Origin of the sequence: Streptomyces naganishii JCM 4654, from assembly GCF_014650575.1 — a bacterium.
GTDB classification, from domain to species: domain Bacteria; phylum Actinomycetota; class Actinomycetes; order Streptomycetales; family Streptomycetaceae; genus Streptomyces; species Streptomyces naganishii.
The window spans coordinates 189,826-207,347 of record NZ_BMVF01000002.1; the positions used below are offsets into that span (position 1 = coordinate 189,826).

A 17,522-nucleotide genomic window follows, 5' to 3' on the forward strand; every position below is an offset into this window, starting at 1 on the left:
ATGATCGGCGGCATGGACGACCACCTGCCCAGCACCGAGGCCGCCGTCACCGCCTGCCGCGCCATAGCCGACGAGTACGCCCGCGAGATCTCGGTGACGCACGACATCGGCGCCGACGAGACCTCCCGCCGCACCGCCGCGGGCGTCGGCGTCACCACCGACCCGGACGGCTCGCTGCCGCACGAGGCCTTCGTCGAGTTCGGCGGGCTGCCCCGGGTGACCGTGCGGCTCTTCCCCGAGGACGACGCCCTGATCACCGTGGAGGGCATCGACTTCCCCGACCTTCCCCGTGACGAGGTGTCCGCCTTTCTCCACGCCGTCTTCGGCGACAGGGCCCATGTGAAGGCGCGGCGCTTCCCGCCCGGCTACCGCCTGGTCGTGCCCCTGCCCGCCGATCGCACGTACAAGGAGTACGTCCCGATGTTCGGCCTCACCCCGTGGCTCAGCAGCCGCGTCCAGTGATGTTTCACGTGAAACTGCCGCGGCGCTTAGGCTCGGGCCCATGAGTCTGCGCCTGAGCACCGTGATCCTTCCCTACCGCCGCTGGCACGAAGGCGGCCGTGCGGCCTGGACACGTGCCGAGGAGCTCGGCTTCCACACCGCCTACACCTACGACCACCTGTCCTGGCGCACCTTCCGGGACGGCCCGTGGTTCGGTGCCGTGCCCACCCTGACCGCCGCCGCGGCCGCGACCGGGCGCCTGAGGCTGGGCACTCTGGTCACCTCGCCGAACTTCCGCCATCCGGTCACCCTCGCCAAGGAACTGATCTCCCTGGACGACATCTCCGGCGGCCGGATCACGCTCGGCATCGGTGCGGGCGGCACCGGCTTCGACGCCACCGCGCTCGGCCAGGAGCCCTGGACGCCCCGCGAACGCGCCGACCGCTTCGCCGAGTTCGTTCCGCTCCTCGACCGGCTGCTGACCGAGGACGCGGTGTCCCACGACGGCGACTTCTACTCGGCGCACGAGGCCCGCAACATCCCCGGCTGTGTGCAGCGCCCCCGGCTCCCGTTCGCCGTGGCGGCCACCGGCCCCCGGGGACTGCGGCTCGCCGCGCGGTACGGGCAGGCCTGGGTGACCACGGGCGACCCGAAGCTGTACGAGGACGGCACCCCTGAGCAGTCGGTGCGGGCCATCCGCGGCCAGGCCGAGAAGCTCGCCGACGCCTGCGCCTCCGTCGGCCGGGACGTCTCGGAACTCGGCAAGGTACTGCTCACCGGGTTCACCCCGGACCGCTCACGTCCGCTGGAGTCCCTCGACGCGTTCGTCGACTTCGCGGGCCGGCACCAGGAGCTCGGCTTCACCGAGATCGTGATCCACTGGCCGATCCCCGACTCCGACTTCGCGGCCGACCAGAAGGTCTTCGAGCGGATCGCCATGGAAGCGCCCACCCAGCTGACGTGACCGGGCCCGGCTGCTCACGTGACCGAGTCGACTACTCACATGTGCGCACTCTCGCACGACCGTGCGGGCATATGCGGGACAATGCCCCGGTGACCTCAGCGACTCGAAAGCCCGAGCCCCCGGCCTCCCCCAAGCTCTCGGCCTCGTTCGACCAGGAAGGTGCCCCCGTCGTGCCGCCGCGGCTGATCGCCACCGACCTCGACGGGACCCTGCTGCGCGACGACAAGTCGGTGTCCCCCCGCACGGTCGCCGCCCTGGCCGCGGCCGAGGAGGCGGGCATCGAGGTCTTCTTCGTGACCGGCCGCCCGGCCCGCTGGATGGACGTCGTCAGCGACCACGTGCACGGCCACGGCCTCGCCATCTGCGGAAACGGCGCCGCCGTGGTCGATCTGCACGGCGGCCCGGGCGCCCACAGGTTCGTGAAGGTGCGCGACCTCGCCCGGGAGAACGCGCTGGACGCGGTCGGCCTGCTGCGCGACGCCGCGCCGGGCACCGTCTACGCGGTCGAGCAGACGTACGGCTTCTACCAGGAGCCGGCGTATCCCAAGCTGCACATGGAGATACCGGACGCGCTCGCCCCGGCCGAGGACCTGCTGGCGCCGGACGGAGCCGGCACCGGCCAGCCGATCCTGAAGATCCTCGCCTATCACCCGACGCTGGACCCGGACGCCTTCCTGACCGTCGCCCGCCTCGCGGTCGGCGGACGTGCCACCGTCACCCGCTCCAGCCCCAGCGCCCTGCTGGAGATCAGCGGCCCGAGCGTCTCCAAGGCGAGCACGCTCGCGCTGTGCTGCGCCGAGCGCGGCATCTCGCACGAGGAGGTCGTCGCCTTCGGCGACATGCCGAACGACGTCGAGATGCTCACCTGGGCCGGCCGCTCCTACGCCATGGGCAACGCGCACCCGGACGTGCTCGCCGCGGCCTCCGGCCGGACGGTCGCCAACAACGAGGACGGCGTCGCGGTCGTGATCGAACGGCTGCTGGGGGAGCGGGGGTAGCCGCTACCGCGCCGCGACCAGCAGCTCCGCCTCACTCTCGCGTTCGATCATCCCGCGCAGCGGTCCCGGCGCGGCCGCCAGTTCCGCGTACGGTCCCCGCTGGACGACCCGCCCCGCGTCCAGCACGAGCACCTCGTCCACCGCCTCCAGTCCGGCCAGGCGGTGGGTGATGAGCAAGGTCGTACGGCCCTCGGTGGCGGCCAGCAGATCGGCGGTGAGCTCGTCGGCGGTCGCCAGGTCCAGGTGTTCCGCCGGCTCGTCGAGCACGAGGACCGGGAAGTCGGCGAGCAGCGCCCGGGCCAGCGCCAGCCGCTGCCGCTGTCCTCCGGACAGCCGGGCGCCATGCTCGCCGACGAGCGTGTCGAGCCCGTCGGGGAGGGTGCCGGTCCAGTCGAGGAGCCGGGCCCGCGCGAGCGCGTCCCGCAGTTCGGCCTCGGTGGCGTCCTTCTTCGCCAGCAGCAGGTTCTCCCGTACGGAGCTGTCGAAGAGGTGCGCGTCCTGGGCGCACAGCCCCACGAGCCGCCGTACGTCGTCGCCGTCCAGTGCGGAGGCGTCGACGCCGCCGAGGGTGTACGTGCCCGTCTCCGCGTCCAGGAACCGCAGCAGCACCTGTGCGAGGGTCGTCTTGCCGGACCCGGACGGCCCGACCACGGCCACCCTGCGGCCCTTGTCCAGGGTCAGGTCGAGCCCGGCGAGCGCCGGGAGGCGCCGGCCGGCGTGCCGGGCGCCGAGGTCCCTGACGACGAGCGGGAACGGCGACGCGGGCGCCTGCCGCGGCCGCTCCGGCTCACGAACGGGCACGGGAGCGTCGAGGACCTCGTACACGCGCTCCGCGCTGCGGCGGACGCGCTGGCGGTGCTGGACGGCCAGGGGCATGCCGAGGACGGCCTCAAAGGCGGCCAGCGGGGTGAGCACGACGACGGCCATGGCCACGCCCCCGAGCCGGCCGGCGGCGACCGCCTGGGCGCCGGCCAGGGCCGCCGCGGCCACCGTCAGCCCCGAGACCAGCGCGGTGAGCCCGTCCCCGAGCGCGGTGGCCGTGGCGGCGCGCGAGGCGATCCGGGTGAGGACGGAGTCGGCCCGCCGCGCCTCGGCGGTGCGGGCGGGCAGGGCGCCGGCGACCGTCAACTCGGCCGTGCCGGTGAGCAGGTCGCCCACGCGGGTCGCCAGGACGCCCCGGGCGGGCGCCAGCCGGTGCTCCGCACGGCGTGCCACGGCCGCGGTGAGCAGCGGGACGCCCGCCCCGGCCGCGAGCAGACCGGCGGCGAGCACCGCCCCCGCCTCCGGCAGCAGCCACGCCGTGAAGGCGACCGACGCGGCGGACACCGCGAACGCAGCGCCCGCGGGCAGCAGCCAGCGCAGCCAGTAGTCCTGCAAGGCGTCCACATCGGCGACGAGCCGCGTGAGCAGATCACCGCGGCGGGTCCGGCGCAGCCCGGCGGGGGCCAGCCGCTCCAGCCGCCGGTAGACGGCGACCCGGGTGTCGGCCAGCATCCGCAGCACCGCGTCGTGCGACACCAGCCGCTCCCCGTACCGGAAGACGGCCCGCCCGATGCCGAACGCCCGCGTCGCGGTGACGGCCACCATCAGGTACAGCACCGGCGGGTGCTGGGAGGCGCGCGAGATGAGCCAGCCGGAGGTGGCCATGAGGCCGACCGCGCTGCCGAGCGCGAGGGCGCCCAGCAGCAGGGCGAGGGCCAGACGGCCGCGCCGGGCACCTGACATCCCCCGGACGCGGGCGAGGACGTCACCGCCGGCCTTCGCGGAACCGGCCCCGGCCTCTGACGGGACACCCGATGCGGTGGCCCGGACGCCGTCCCCCGCTGTCCCGGCCTCCCGTGGCGCCGAGGATGCCGCGGAGGCACCGGGCTTCGGCAGGGCGGCTCCGGAGGACTCGCCGCCTTCGAGGCGCACCACACGGTCGGCCACACTCAGCAGCGCCGGCCGGTGGACGACGAGCAGTACCGTCCGCCCTGCGGCGAGCCCGCGCACCGCTTCCACCACCTCGGCCTCGGTGGCACCGTCGAGCGCGGCGGTCGGCTCGTCGAGCAGCAGGACGGGCCGGTCCGCGAGGAAGGCCCGGGCCAGCGCGAGGCGTTGGCGCTGCCCGGCGGACAGCCCGCCGCCGTCCTCGCCGAGCACGGTGCCCGCCCCGTCCGGCAGGGCGTCGACGAACTCCAGCGCGCCCGCGTCCCTGAGCGCCCGGCGCACGGCGTCGTCGTCGGCGTCGGGCCGGGCGAGCCGGACGTTCTCGGCGATCGTCCCGGCGTACAGGTGCGGCCGCTGGGGCACCCAGGCGACACGTGAGCGCCACTGCCCGGGGTCGATGTCCGAGAGATCCACTCCCCCGATGCGGACCCGGCCCCCGGTGGGCCGTACGAACCCCAGCAGGACGTTCAGCAGCGTCGACTTCCCGGCGCCGCTGGGGCCGACGAGCGCGACCGTCTCCCCGGGCAGCACGGTGAAGGACACATCGGTCACGGCGTCCGTGGACCGGCCGGGGTAGCGCACGCTCACGCCCTCGAGGGCGAGCGACGCCCGGGCCGGGACGGCCCCGCTGCCGGTCCGCGGCAGCGGTGTCTCGAGCACGGCGAAGATGTCCTCGGCCGCCGCCAGTCCCTCCGCGGCCGCGTGGTACTGGGCGCCGACCTGGCGCAGCGGCAGGTAGGCCTCGGGGGCGAGGACGAGGATGACCAGGCCGGTGTAGAGGTCCATGTCGCCGTTGACCAGCCGCATGCCGATGGTCACGGCGACGAGGGCGACCGACAGCGTGGCGAGCAGTTCCAGGGCGAAGGAGGAGAGGAAGGCGATCCTCAGGGTGCGCATCGTCGCCCGCCGGTACTCGGCGGTGATGCGCCTGATCGACTCCGCCTGCGCCCTGGCCCGGCCGAACACCTTCAGGGTCGGCAGTCCCGCCACCACGTCGAGGAAGTGCCCGGACAGCCGTGACAGCAGCCGCCACTGCCGGTCCATCCGGGACTGCGTGGCCCAGCCGATCAGCATCATGAAGACGGGGATGAGGGGAAGGGTTCCGACGATGATGGCCGCCGAGACCCAGTCCTCCGTGACGACCCGCGCCAGCACGGCCGCGGGTACCACCACGGCGAGGCCCAACTGCGGCAGATAGCGGGAGAAGTAGTCGTCCAGGGCATCGACGCCCCGCGTGGCCAGCGCGACCAGTGAGCCGGTCCGCTGCCCGCTCAGCCAGCCGGGGCCGAGCGCCGCCGCGCGTTCCAGCAGCCGCCCCCGCAGTTCGGATTTCACCGCCGCCCCGGCCCGGTGCGCTGCCAGTTCGGTGAGCCAGGACACCAGTGCGCGGCCGAGGGCCACGGCCACCAACAGCAGCAGGGGAGTGCGCAGTTCGGCGACCGTGAGGTGGTGCTGGAAGGCGCCGACCACCACCTCGGCGATGAGCATCGCCTGGGCGATGACCAGGCCCGCTCCGAGGGCGCCCAGGCCCACGACCGCGATCAGGAAGAGCCGGGTGGCACGGGCGTAGCGGAGGAGGCGGGGATCGATCGGTTTCACGTGAAACATGCCCTTCGGTCCACAGGGGTGTGTTTCACGTGAAACGCACCCCTTTCCGGACTCAGTGCGCGGCTTCGGCGAGGTGCTGTGTGCCGATCCGCTTACGGAAGACCCAGTAGGTCCATCCCTGGTAGAGCAGGACGATCGGCGTGGCGACGCCCGCGCACCAGGTCATGATCTTCAGGGTGTAGGGGCTGGAAGAGGCGTTGGTCACCGTCAGGCTCCAGTCCGCGTTGAGGGTGGACGGCATGACGTTCGGGAACAGCGAGAGGAACAGCATCGCCACGGCGGCCACGATCGTGACGCCGGACAGTGCGAACGACCACCCCTCGCGTCCCGCCTGGTTGGCGACGAGCGCGGCCACCAGTGCGATCACCGCCACGATCAGCGCCACCAGGCTCCGGCCGTTGCCCGTGTCGGCCTGCGTCCACAGCAGGAAGGCGAGCGCCACGACGGCCGTGACGAGGCCGAGGCGCAGGGCCAGCTTCCGCGCCCGCTCCCGGATGTCACCGACGGTCTTCAGGGCGGTGAACACCGCGCCGTGGAAGGTGAACAGCGTCAGCGTGACCAGCCCGCCGAGCAGTGCGTAGGGGTTGAGCAGGTCCCCCAGGTTGCCCACGTACTCCAGGTTCCGGTCGATCTTGACGCCCCGGACGATGTTGCCGAAGGCCACGCCCCACAGGAAGGCGGGGATCAGCGAGCTCCAGAAGATCGCGGTCTCCCAGTTGCGCTGCCAGTTCTCCTCGGGCCGCTTGGCGCGGTACTCGAAGGCGACACCCCGGACGATCAGGCTGACCAGGATGACCAGCAGCGGCAGGTAGAAGCCGGAGAAGAGCGTGGCGTACCACTCGGGGAAGGCGGCGAAGGTGGCGCCGCCCGCGGTGAGCAGCCACACCTCGTTGCCGTCCCAGACGGGTCCGATGGTGTTGATCAGCACCCGCTTCTCGGGCCGGTTCCGGGCGAGCAGCTTGGTGAGGATGCCGACCCCGAAGTCGAAGCCCTCCAGGAAGAAGTAGCCGGTCCACAGGACGGCGATGAGGACGAACCAGACGTCGTGCAGTTCCATGACTGTGTGGCTCCCTTGGCCTAGTACGAGAAGGCCATCGGCTTGTCGGCGTCACGGACGTCGCCGCCGATCTTCGTGGGCGGGTTGAGGTCGGCCTCCGTGAGCTCCGGCGGGCCGGCCTTGACGTACTTCGCGAGCAGCTTCACCTCGACGACGGCGAGGATGGCGTAGAGCAGCGTGAAGACGGTCATCGAGGTGATGACCTCGCCCTGGGAGACACCGGGGGAGACCGCGTGCCGGGTCTGCAGCACGCCGTAGACGGCCCACGGCTGGCGGCCCATCTCGGTGAAGATCCAGCCCCAGGAGTTGGCGATCAGCGGGAAGGCCAGCGTCCAGACGGCGATGCGCCAGTACCACTCGGTCAGCCGGGGGCTGAGGGCCTTGCCCGGGAGCAGGACCAGGTGCGGCACCTCGTCCTCGCCGACCCGCAGGTGCTGGGGCAGCATGAACTTCTTGCGGGTGAGCCAGAGCCCGGCCAGGCCGACACCGAAGGACGCCATGCCGAAGCCGATCATCCAGCGGAAGCCCCAGAAGGTCACCGGGATGTTGGGCCGGTAGTCGCCGGGCCCGAACTGCTGCTGCTCGGCCTTGTTGACGTCGTTGATGCCGGGGATGTACGAGCTGAAGTCGTCGTTGGCCAGGAAGGACAGCAGTCCGGGAATCTCGATGGCCACCGAGTTGTGGCCCTTCTCGACGTCGCCGTAGGCGAAGACCGAGAACGGCGCAGGCTTCCGGCCGTCCCACAGGGCCTCGGCCGCCGCCATCTTCATCGGCTGCTGCTTGAACATCACCTTGCCGAGGACGTCACCGCTGACCGCGGTGAGCAGACCGGCGATGACGACGGTGACCAGGCCGAGCCGCAGCGAGGTCTTCATCGTGGCGACGTGCTTCTTGCGGGCCAGGTGGAAGGCGGCGATGCCGATCATGAAGGCGCCGCCGGTCAGGAAGGCCGCGGAGAGTGTGTGGAAGACCTGGCTGAGGGCCGTGTTCTGGGTGAGCACCGCCCAGAAGTCGGTGAGCTCGGCGCGCCCCTTGGCCTTGTTGATCCGGTAGCCGACGGGGTGCTGCATCCAGGAGTTGGCAGCGAGGATGAAGTACGCGGAGAGGATGGTGCCGATCGACACCATCCATATGCACGCCAGGTGGATCTTCTTGGGCAGCTTGTCCCAGCCGAAGATCCACAGCCCGATGAACGTGGACTCGAAGAAGAAGGCGATCAGGGCCTCGAAGGCGAGCGGGGCACCGAAGATGTCACCGACGAAGCGCGAGTAGTCCGACCAGTTCATGCCGAACTGGAACTCCTGGACGATGCCGGTGACCACGCCCATGGCGATGTTGATCAGGAAAAGCTTGCCCCAGAACTTGGTGGCTCTGAGGTACTTCTCCTTGTCCGTGCGCACCCAGGCGGTCTGCAAGCCGGCCGTCAGGGCGGCCAGCGAGATCGTCAGGGGTACGAACAGGAAGTGGTAGACGGTCGTGATGCCGAACTGCCAGCGCGCCAGTGTCTCCGGCGCCAAAGCCAGGTTCACGTCGTCACTCTCCTTACGCCGCCGGGGTCTCAGCGGCGGTTTGCCCCGGTACGGCCTGCACAACAGGGCAGCAATCGGACTCGCTTGTGAACGCGTTCACATTCACAAGCAATTATGACTCACCCGATTTCCAGCGGCGACGGGGGGTCCCTGTGACGTGGGTCGCTCGAACGCCTGGAGGGCCCCGCGCCGAGTGCGCGGGGCCCTCCAGGACCGTCGGACCGCTCGTGACCCGCGAGCGGGGGGACCGTCACATCTCCCTGCGGAACGCCTCCGCCGCCTTGAGGAAGATGTCGTTCGCCTCGGCCTCGCCGATCGTCACCCGCACGCCCTCACCCGCGAACGGCCGGACCACCACGCCCGCCTGCTCGCAGGCCCCGGCGAAGTCGGTCGTGCGCTCCCCCAGCCGCAGCCACACGAAGTTGGCCTGGGTCTCCGGCACCGTCCAGCCCTGCGCGCGCAGCGCGTCGACCACCCGGACGCGCTCGCACACCAGCGAGCCGACCCGGCCCAGCAGCTCGTCCTCGGCACGCAGCGAGGCGATCGCCGCCTCCTGCGCCAGCTGGCTCACGCCGAAGGGCACCGCCGTCTTGCGCAGCGCCGCCGCCACCGGCTCGTGGGCGATGGCGAAGCCGACCCTGAGCCCCGCGAGGCCGTAGGCCTTGGAGAACGTGCGCAGCACGCAGACGTTCGGGCGCTCGCGGTACAGCGTCACGCCGTCGGGCACCTCGGGGTCGCGGATGAACTCGCGGTAGGCCTCGTCGAACACCACCAGCACGTCGGAGGGCACCCGGTCGAGGAAGCGCTCCAGCTCGGCCCGGCGCACCACCGTGCCGGTGGGGTTGTTCGGGTTGCAGACGAAGATCAGACGGGTGCGGTCGGTGATCGCGTCCGCCATCGCGTCCAGGTCGTGCACGTCGCCCGGCGTCAGCGGCACCTGGACGGAGGTCGCCCCGCTGATCTGCGTGATGATCGGGTAGGCCTCGAAGGACCGCCAGGCGTAGACGACCTCGTCACCGGGGCCGCTGGTCGCCTGGATCAGCTGCTGGGCGACCCCGACCGAGCCGGTGCCGGTGGCCACGTGGGAGGCCGGCACGCCGAAGCGTTCGGCCAGCTCGGCGGTGAGCGCCGCGCACGCCATGTCCGGGTAGCGGTTGAAGGAGCAGGCGGCCGCGGTCACCGTCTCCATCACGCCCGGCAGCGGCGGGTAGGGGTTCTCGTTGGACGACAGCTTGTAGGCCACCGGACCGTCGGCCGCGGCGGGCTTGCCCGGCTTGTAGGTGGGGATACCCTCCAGCTCGGCACGCAGCTTCGGGCTCGTCTCGCTCACCGCAGTCCTCCTCGTGACCACCACCGGCTTTCCAATACTGCTCACCTTAAGAGGATTGGGCGCCGCTGCGTATGGGTCGGGAGAGATCACCATCGGCGAGACGCATCTCGTCCGTCACAGCGGCATCAGGGGCACCGCTGTACGAAGGTGTACGAATTGGGGGGCGTGCCACACATATATCTACGCGCCGGTGGCTCACGCCGTGGCGCGCATCCCCCGTGCAGGTGAGTTGAGACCTCTTCGAAACATGGCGGGCTCAACAGGCCCATGCGCGCCGACACGCCACGTACTGGCATCGAATCGCCCAACTTACTTACTTTCAAAGGCAGTTGGACCGTGATGACCATGCAGAAACGTGCCTGTCAACGCGTGCATATGCGTCCGCACTACCCCACCTCATGAGCCCTACTATCGGCTCGCCATGACAGCAGCAGGGAAGCACCAGGTGAGCCGCGCGGAAACCTCCCGTCGAGGCAGCCGGCCGGGCCGAGCGGGCATCAGAGACGTGGCCGCCGCCGCCGGAGTCTCCATCACGACCGTCTCCGACGCCCTCAACGGCAAGGGCCGGCTCCCGGACGCCACCCGACGCCATGTGCGCGAGGTCGCCGACCGGCTGGGCTACCGCCCCTCGGCCGCGGCCCGAACCCTCCGTACCGGGAAGTCAGGACTCATCGGCCTGACCGTGACGACGTACGGGGATGAACCTTTCACCTTCACCGAGTTCGCCTACTTCGCCGAGATGGCCCGCGCCGCCACCTCCGCCGCACTCGCCCGGGGCTACGCCCTGGTGATCCTGCCCGCGACCTCGCGCCACGACGTGTGGTCGAACGTCGCACTGGACGGCACGGTCGTCATCGACCCCTCCGACCAGGACCCGGTCGTCAGCGAGCTGGTCCGCCAGGGATTACCGGTGGTCAGCGACGGCCGCCCGGCCGGCACCCTCCCGGTGACCGCCTGGGTCGACAACGACCACGAGGCAGCCGTACTCGACATCCTCGACCACCTCGCCGAGGCCGGCGCCCGCCGCATCGGCCTGCTCACCGGCACCACCACCGACACGTACACGCACCTGTCGACCACGGCCTACCTGCACTGGTGCGAGCGCATCGGCCAGGACCCGGTGTACGAGGCCTACCCGGCCCACGACCCCTGTGCGGGCGCCGTCGCCGCCGACCGGCTGCTGGCCCGCCCCGACCGCCCGGACGCCGTCTACGGACTGTTCGACCCCAACGGCACCGACCTGCTCGCCGCCGCCCGCCGCTACGGCCTGCGCGTCCCGGAGGACCTGCTGCTGGTGTGCTGCAGCGAGTCCACCGTCTACGCCAACACCGAGCCGCCCATCACCACCCTGTCCCTCAAGCCGCGGCGCATCGGCACGGCGGTGGTCCAGCTCCTGATCGACGCCATCGAGGGCGTCGACTCCGACCAGCCGGTCGAGCAGGTCATACCGACCGAACTGATCGTGCGCACGTCGTCCCAGCGGCGGCCGCCGCGCACGACCGTCAGCCCGCCGCGCGCGCCGGAAGGACGGTAGGCGCACCGAAGGAGCAGGACGAACAGCCGGTCGCGTGACCGCCGAAGAGTGCCCAATCGGGGCGAAAGCCCCGGTGAACCTGAGGACTGCTCCGATTCACCACCCCTGGGTCATCACATGGCGCGATCCGCATTCCTATGATGGGCCCACGACACCGCGGGCCGCTGCGACCAGGCAGTCCGAAGCGGTGCAGATGCGGCGCGATGGTGGAGGGGTCGATGACTCAGGGGGCCGGTCAGGGGCCCGAGATGGAGCGCACGGCGACGCTGCGCGACTTCCGGGTGCCCGCGTACGTCAACGAGACCGGTCCGTACGCCCACAGCCCCCACCCCGCCGAGGCGGCCCCGTACCCCGGCGGTCCGCACACGGACGAGAACGGTGCGTACGGCGGCGCCGCGCACACGGGCGAGAACAACCCCTACGCCGACGCCCCGCGCGCCGCCGAAAGCGCCCCGCCCGTCGAGGAGGGCCCTCCGGCGAGCCCTGAGGGCTACCCGGACGCGTACACGCCCACCCAGCGCGACCTGCCCGTCATCACCCGCACGGACACCGTCCAGGTGACCGTGGACCCGGCCTCGGCGCCGACGGCACAGCCCGGCACCGGCTCCGGCCCCCTGTACGTCGTCGGCGACGTACACGGCTACCTCGACCAGCTGGTCGCCGCCCTCCAGGACAAGGGCCTCGTCGACGCCGCCGGCCAGTGGTGCGCGGGCACGGCGCGGCTGTGGTTCCTCGGCGACTTCACCGACCGCGGCCCGGACGGCATCGGCGTCATCGACCTGGTGATGCGGCTGTCCGCGGAGGCCGCCGCGGCCGGCGGCTACTGCAAGGCCCTCATGGGCAACCACGAGCTGCTGCTGCTCGGCGCCAAGCGCTTCGGCGACACCCCGGTCAACTCCGGCGCGGGCACCGCCACCTTCCAGGCGGCCTGGCTGCTCAACGGCGGGCAGAAGTCGGACATGGACCGCCTCCAGGACCACCACCTGCAGTGGATGGCCCGCCTGGACGCCGTCGAGGAGGTCGACGGCTACCTGCTCGTCCACTCCGACACCACCGCCTATCTCGACTACGGCGACTCGATCGAGGCGGTCAACGACACCGTCCGCGAGACGCTCACCCGCAACGACGCGGACGAGGTCTGGGACCTGTTCCGCAAGTTCACCAAGCGCTTCTCCTTCCGCGACGACGGCGCCGACGCCGTGCGCTCCCTGCTCGATACGTACGGCGGCACCCGGATCGTTCACGGCCACAGCCCGATCCCCTACCTCCTGGGCGAGGTCGGCTCCGAGGACGGCGAGGACACCGCGGGCCCGGTGGTGGAGGGACCGCACGTCTACGCCGACGGACTCGCCATCGCCATGGACGGCGGCGTCACCATGGCCGGAAAGCTGCTGGTCCAGCAACTTCCCCTGGAGAACTGACCGTTCACCGGCGCGTCCGGCCGCGCCGGTGGGCACCGGCCGACCGCCCAGGTCGGCGGCCAATTTGTGGAAACCCCCTGTCACCGCGCGCCGTCACGGCTCTACCATCGGCTTATCCGTAGCAGGCTCCCCTCCGTTTCTGCCCGACGGCTCGCCGCCATGCGAGCCCCAAGCCCTACGGAGCATCGGGGGATGCACATGAACAGCGTTCCGCAGCACCTGCTGAGCGAGGACCGCCAGGAATACGAGCGGATCCTCGATGAGGCGCTGCGCTCCGCCCCACACCGCCCGGAGTCGGCCGGCGTGGGACAGCGGCTCAACTCCGAACAACTGCGCACCATGGCACTCGACGCCACCGCCCTGATAACGGCGGCCGCGGCGAGCGAGTACCAGCACTACGTGAAGGTCCGCGAGGAACTGCGCCGCCCGGCCGCCACCCAGCCGACCCTGCGCGGCGCCACAACCGCCGAGCCGGACGGCGCCACGGTGTCGCTCGCCGCCGCCGTGGGGGAGGCCGCCGAGACCACCGGCGCGGGCGCGGGCGCCGTCGTCGCCGTCCTCGCACCCGTGCTCGCCGGCGTCGCCGCGGCGCTCTTCCTCCTCGTCGGCTACGCGCTCAAGATGCTCGACCCTGCCCCCGCCTTCGCCCAGACGATGATCACCACCGGCTGGGTGTTCGGCGCGGTGACCGCCGCGGCGATCCTCGTGGCGGCCGTCGGACTGCTCCTCACCGCCCTGCGCAACCGCCCCTCGCCGGCGGCCGGACCCTACGGCGAACTGGGCGAGGAGGTCGCCCGCGCCAGGGACGCCTGGCACGACGCCCTGCTCGAACGGGGCATCCTGCCCTTCCTGCGTGACGCGCTCGCCGACCCCGGCTCGGCCGCACTGCACCCCACGGCCCCCTCCGCGCCGGCCGGCCGCATCCCGCAACTGGGCTACGACCGGCCGGGCTTCAGCAGCCCCGGCGACGGGGCCCCGGGACCCCGCCCCAGCTACACCAGCCCCGACTTCACCAGCCCGGACTTCGGAGGCCCCGAACACCAGCCGGAGTGAGCGCCCCACCGCGAAACGGTGCGGCGCCGGCCGGTCGGGACACCCGGCAGGCCTGCCGGAATCACTCCGTGACCGGCAGATACACCCGATTGCCCGCCGCCGCGAACTCCTCCGACTTCCGCGCCATGCCCTCCTCGATCTCGACGGCCGTGGCCCCGTGCTCCCGGCGGATGTCCTGCGAGATCTTCATCGAACAGAACTTCGGACCGCACATAGAGCAGAAGTGGGCCGTCTTGGCGGGCTCCGCCGGGAGGGTCTCGTCGTGGAACTCGCGGGCCGTGTCGGGGTCCAGGGCGAGGTTGAACTGGTCCTCCCACCGGAACTCGAAGCGGGCGTCGGACAGCGCGTCGTCCCACTCCTGCGCACCGGGGTGTCCCTTGGCGAGGTCGGCCGCGTGGGCGGCGATCTTGTAGGTGATGACGCCGGTCTTGACGTCGTCGCGATTGGGCAGGCCCAGGTGCTCCTTGGGCGTGACGTAGCAGAGCATGGCCGTGCCCCACCAGGCGATCATCGCGGCGCCGATGCCCGAGGTGATGTGGTCGTACGCCGGGGCGACGTCCGTCGTCAGCGGCCCGAGCGTATAGAACGGGGCTTCATCGCAGATCTCCTGCTGAAGGTCGATGTTCTCCTTGATCTTGTGCATCGGGACGTGTCCCGGGCCCTCGATCATGGTCTGCACTTCGAAACGCCTGGCGATCCGGTTGAGTTCCCCGAGCGTGCGCAACTCCGCGAACTGGGCCTCGTCGTTGGCGTCCGCGATGGAGCCCGGCCGCAGGCCGTCACCGAGGGAGTAGGTGACGTCGTAGGCGGCGAGGATCTCGCAGAGTTCCTCGAAGTTCTCGTAGAGGAACGACTCCTTGTGGTGGGCCAGGCACCAGGCCGCCATGATGGAGCCGCCGCGCGAGACGATGCCGGTCTTGCGGTTGGCCGTCAGCGGGACGTACGCCAGGCGCACGCCGGCGTGGACCGTCATGTAGTCCACGCCCTGCTCGGCCTGCTCGATGACCGTGTCCTTGTAGATCTCCCAGGTCAGCTCCTCGGCCCTGCCGTCGACCTTCTCCAGCGCCTGATAGAGCGGCACCGTGCCGATGGGGACGGGGGAGTTGCGCAGCACCCACTCGCGGGTGGTGTGGATGTTGCGGCCGGTGGAGAGGTCCATCACCGTGTCGGCGCCCCATCGGGTCGCCCACGTCATCTTCTCGACCTCCTCCTCGATGGAGGACGTCACGGCGGAGTTGCCGATGTTGGCGTTGACCTTGACCAGGAACCGCTTGCCGATGATCATCGGCTCGATCTCCGGGTGGTTGACGTTGGCCGGCAGCACGGCCCGGCCGGCCGCGATCTCCTCGCGGACGACCTCGGGAGAGACGTTCTCCCGGACCGCCACGAACTCCATCTCCGGTGTGATCTCCCCACGGCGCGCGTAGGCGAGCTGGGTCACCGCCCGGCCGCCGCGTGCGCGGCGCGGCTGCCGCGGGCGTCCCGGGAAGACCGCGTCGAGGTTGCGCAGCCCTCCGCGCGGGGAGGTGTGCTTGAGGCCGTCGTCCTCGGGACGGACGGGACGGCCCGCGTACTCCTCGGTGTCGCCGCGGCTGATGATCCAGTTGTCCCGCAGCGGCGGCAGACCCCTGCGGACATCGGTGTCGACGAGTGGATCGGTGTACGGGCCCGATGTGTCGTACAAGGTGACCGACTGCCCGTTGGTGAGGTGCACCTGACGGACCGGCACCCGCAGGTCGGGGCGCGAGCCCTCGACATACGCCTTGTGCCAGCCGACGGACTTCCCGGCCTCCTGGGACGTGTCGTCCTGGGCGGAGGCAGGCGTGCGTGCGTCCTTGTTGGTCATGAGACCTACTCCCTACGCCGGCATTACCCGGTAACAGGTTCGGCGGTCGACGCAGCGGTTCTCGTCTGTCGGTGTTTCATGTGAAACGACGGATGTTCCACGTGAAACATCGCGAAGACGAAGTTCAGCGCCCTCTCAGCCCGGTGCTCCGAGCTCCCGCGTGTGCAAAGGTGCCTCCACGCTAGCGCCATGTGTGGCACGGTGAACAGTGGGCCTCCACCGTTCTTGCGATGATCGGGCGGTGACCACGACAGAGCAGTTCCCGCAACCGCACGGCCCGGAGGACGGTGGCCGGCGCGGACCGGGCCGGCAGCACCCGCCGCAACAGGGGCACGGCCACAGGCACGAGCCGGGGCACGGAGGCGGGCACGAGCCTGGGCACGGGGGCGGGCAGGAGCCTGGGCACGGGGGCGGCCACGGACATGGGCACTCGCACAGTCACAGCCACGGGCCCGCCACTCCCGTCTCCCAGCACCTCCGCAAGGTCATTGCGGCCATCCTGATCCCGTTCGCCGCGGCGGTGCTGGTCGGACTCGCGGTGCTGTGGCCGGGCGGCGCGCCCTCGCACCAGCGCACCGGTGTCGGCTTCGACCGTCAGACGCAGCGGGCGACGGTCACCGAAATGGCCGAGGTGAGCTGCAAGACCGTGAACGCCTCCGGCAGTTCGCCCACGCAGGCACGGTCCTCCGGCGACTGCAAGAAGGCCACGATCCGGGTCGACACCGGCAAGGACAAGGGCCGTACCTTCACCGAGATCGTGCAGCCGGACCAGCCACGGCAGTTGCACCAGGGGCAGAAGGTCGTGGTCGCCTACGAGCCCTCGGCACCCAGGGATCTGCAGTACTCGGTCGCGGACGTCGACCGGCGCCTTCCCGTGGCGCTCCTGGCCGGCATCTTCGCGCTCGCCGTCGTGGTCGTCGGGCGGATGCGCGGTGTCATGGCGCTGATCGCGCTGGCCATCAGCTTCCTGGTGCTGAGCCTCTTCGTCCTGCCCGCGATCCTTCAGGGCTCGAATCCGCTTCTCGTGGCGGTGGTGGGGTCCAGCGCCATCATGCTGATCGCCCTGTACATGTGCCACGGTCTGTCCGCCCGCACCTCTGTCGCGGTGCTCGGCACGCTGATCTCGCTGGTGCTCATCGGCGTTCTGGGCTCGCTGTTCATCGGGTGGGCCGCGCTGACCGGCAACACCGACGACAGCACCGGTCTGATCCACGGCCTGTACCCGTCGATCGACATGAGCGGGCTGCTGCTGGCCGGCGTCATCATCGGCTCGCTCGGTGTCCTGGACGACGTGACGGTGACGCAGACGTCGGCCGTGTGGGAGCTGCACGAGGCCAATCCGGCGATGGGCTGGCGCGGGCTCTACCGCGCGGGCATCCGGATCGGGCGCGACCACATCGCCTCCGTCGTCAACACCCTCGTCCTCGCCTACGCGGGCGCCGCGCTCCCCCTGCTGCTGCTGTTCTCCATCGCGCGGAGCGGTGTGGCGACCGTGGCCAACAGCGAACTCGTCGCCGAGGAGATCGTGCGGACGCTGGTGGGCTCGATCGGCCTGGTCGCCTCGGTGCCGGTCACCACGGCGCTCGCCGCCCTGGTCGTCTCGGCCGACCGCCCGGCGCACGGGCGGCCCAGCGCACCGCCGGCCGTGCCGGCTGCGGCGCGGGGAGGACGGGGGCGGCGGCGCAAGCGATGACCGGCGGGCCCGTCACGGGACGCCGTTGGCGCGGCGCCGGTGTCAGGGCGCAGGGCCCCGGCGTCACTCCGCGTCCGCCCGGCGGCCGGTGAAGCGTTACGCCGGTGCACGCGCCGTTG

At 71.3% G+C, this 17,522-nt stretch carries 12 protein-coding genes; 7 read left to right on the forward strand and 5 right to left on the reverse strand.

What is annotated here, in order from left to right:
- The 3 genes from IE217_RS03725 (at window position 1) to IE217_RS03735 (ending at window position 2,403) form a co-directional block, all read left to right on the forward strand.
- Window positions 1-462 carry a hypothetical protein gene (locus IE217_RS03725; protein WP_190176234.1) on the forward strand — a complete coding sequence of 154 codons (462 nt, stop codon included), beginning with the start codon at window positions 1-3 and terminating at the stop codon, window positions 460-462.
- Window positions 463-502: 40 nt separating this feature from the next.
- Window positions 503-1,405, forward strand: a complete 903-nt coding sequence (locus IE217_RS03730) for an LLM class flavin-dependent oxidoreductase (RefSeq protein ID WP_190176235.1) — start codon at window positions 503-505, stop codon at window positions 1,403-1,405.
- A 71-nt stretch (window positions 1,406-1,476) separates the two neighbouring features.
- A complete protein-coding gene (locus IE217_RS03735) occupies window positions 1,477-2,403 on the forward strand; it encodes an HAD hydrolase family protein (protein ID WP_190176236.1) in 927 nt (308 codons plus the stop codon).
- Window positions 2,404-2,406: 3 nt separating this feature from the next.
- On the opposite strand, the gene cydD is transcribed toward IE217_RS03735, so the two are convergent.
- The 4 genes from cydD to hisC form a co-directional block, all read right to left on the reverse strand.
- Complete coding sequence (cydD, locus tag IE217_RS03740; RefSeq protein WP_190176237.1) at window positions 2,407-5,931, reverse strand: thiol reductant ABC exporter subunit CydD; 3,525 nt, start codon at window positions 5,929-5,931, stop codon at window positions 2,407-2,409.
- Between the two features lie 61 nt (window positions 5,932-5,992).
- Entirely contained in the window at window positions 5,993-6,997 is a 1,005-nt protein-coding gene (gene cydB / locus IE217_RS03745) for a cytochrome d ubiquinol oxidase subunit II (RefSeq protein ID WP_190176238.1), read from the reverse strand.
- 20 nt (window positions 6,998-7,017) lie between these two features.
- A complete protein-coding gene (locus tag IE217_RS03750; RefSeq protein ID WP_190176239.1) occupies window positions 7,018-8,526 on the reverse strand; it encodes a cytochrome ubiquinol oxidase subunit I in 1,509 nt (502 codons plus the stop codon).
- Between the two features lie 250 nt (window positions 8,527-8,776).
- Window positions 8,777-9,856, reverse strand: coding sequence for a histidinol-phosphate transaminase (gene hisC / locus IE217_RS03755; protein ID WP_190176240.1), 1,080 nt, complete (start codon window positions 9,854-9,856; stop codon window positions 8,777-8,779).
- 421 nt (window positions 9,857-10,277) lie between these two features.
- Between hisC and IE217_RS03760 the strand changes: the two genes are divergently transcribed.
- The 3 genes from IE217_RS03760 (at window position 10,278) to IE217_RS03770 (ending at window position 13,864) form a co-directional block, all read left to right on the forward strand.
- Complete coding sequence (locus tag IE217_RS03760) at window positions 10,278-11,390, forward strand: LacI family DNA-binding transcriptional regulator (RefSeq protein ID WP_190176241.1); 1,113 nt, start codon at window positions 10,278-10,280, stop codon at window positions 11,388-11,390.
- Between the two features lie 203 nt (window positions 11,391-11,593).
- Window positions 11,594-12,811, forward strand: a complete 1,218-nt coding sequence (locus IE217_RS03765) for a metallophosphoesterase (protein WP_268249128.1) — start codon at window positions 11,594-11,596, stop codon at window positions 12,809-12,811.
- A 192-nt stretch (window positions 12,812-13,003) separates the two neighbouring features.
- Window positions 13,004-13,864, forward strand: coding sequence for a hypothetical protein (locus tag IE217_RS03770; RefSeq protein ID WP_190176243.1), 861 nt, complete (start codon window positions 13,004-13,006; stop codon window positions 13,862-13,864).
- 61 nt (window positions 13,865-13,925) lie between these two features.
- Here the strand turns inward: IE217_RS03770 and thiC are convergent, their stop codons facing one another.
- Window positions 13,926-15,710, reverse strand: coding sequence for a phosphomethylpyrimidine synthase ThiC (gene thiC / locus IE217_RS03775; protein ID WP_190176244.1), 1,785 nt, complete (start codon window positions 15,708-15,710; stop codon window positions 13,926-13,928).
- A 241-nt stretch (window positions 15,711-15,951) separates the two neighbouring features.
- Here thiC and IE217_RS03780 point away from each other — a divergent pair, with 241 nt between their 5' ends.
- The gene (locus IE217_RS03780; protein ID WP_190176245.1) at window positions 15,952-17,403 is read left to right on the forward strand and encodes a YibE/F family protein; all 1,452 of its coding nucleotides are present in this window, start codon (window positions 15,952-15,954) and stop codon (window positions 17,401-17,403) included.
- Window positions 17,404-17,522 lie beyond the last annotated feature (119 nt).

Bases quoted from the DNA above. Each gene is read 5' to 3' on its own strand.
- IE217_RS03725 (WP_190176234.1), top strand. From the start codon at position 1: ATGATCGGCGGCATGGACGACCACCTGCCCAGCACCGAGGCCGCCGTC.
- IE217_RS03730 (WP_190176235.1), top strand. From the start codon at position 503: ATGAGTCTGCGCCTGAGCACCGTGATCCTTCCCTACCGCCGCTGGCAC.
- IE217_RS03735 (WP_190176236.1), top strand. From the start codon at position 1,477: ATGCGGGACAATGCCCCGGTGACCTCAGCGACTCGAAAGCCCGAGCCC.
- cydB (WP_190176238.1), bottom strand. From the start codon at position 6,997: ATGGAACTGCACGACGTCTGGTTCGTCCTCATCGCCGTCCTGTGGACC.
- IE217_RS03760 (WP_190176241.1), top strand. From the start codon at position 10,278: ATGACAGCAGCAGGGAAGCACCAGGTGAGCCGCGCGGAAACCTCCCGT.
- IE217_RS03765 (WP_268249128.1), top strand. From the start codon at position 11,594: ATGGTGGAGGGGTCGATGACTCAGGGGGCCGGTCAGGGGCCCGAGATG.
- IE217_RS03770 (WP_190176243.1), top strand. From the start codon at position 13,004: ATGCACATGAACAGCGTTCCGCAGCACCTGCTGAGCGAGGACCGCCAG.
- thiC (WP_190176244.1), bottom strand. From the start codon at position 15,710: ATGACCAACAAGGACGCACGCACGCCTGCCTCCGCCCAGGACGACACG.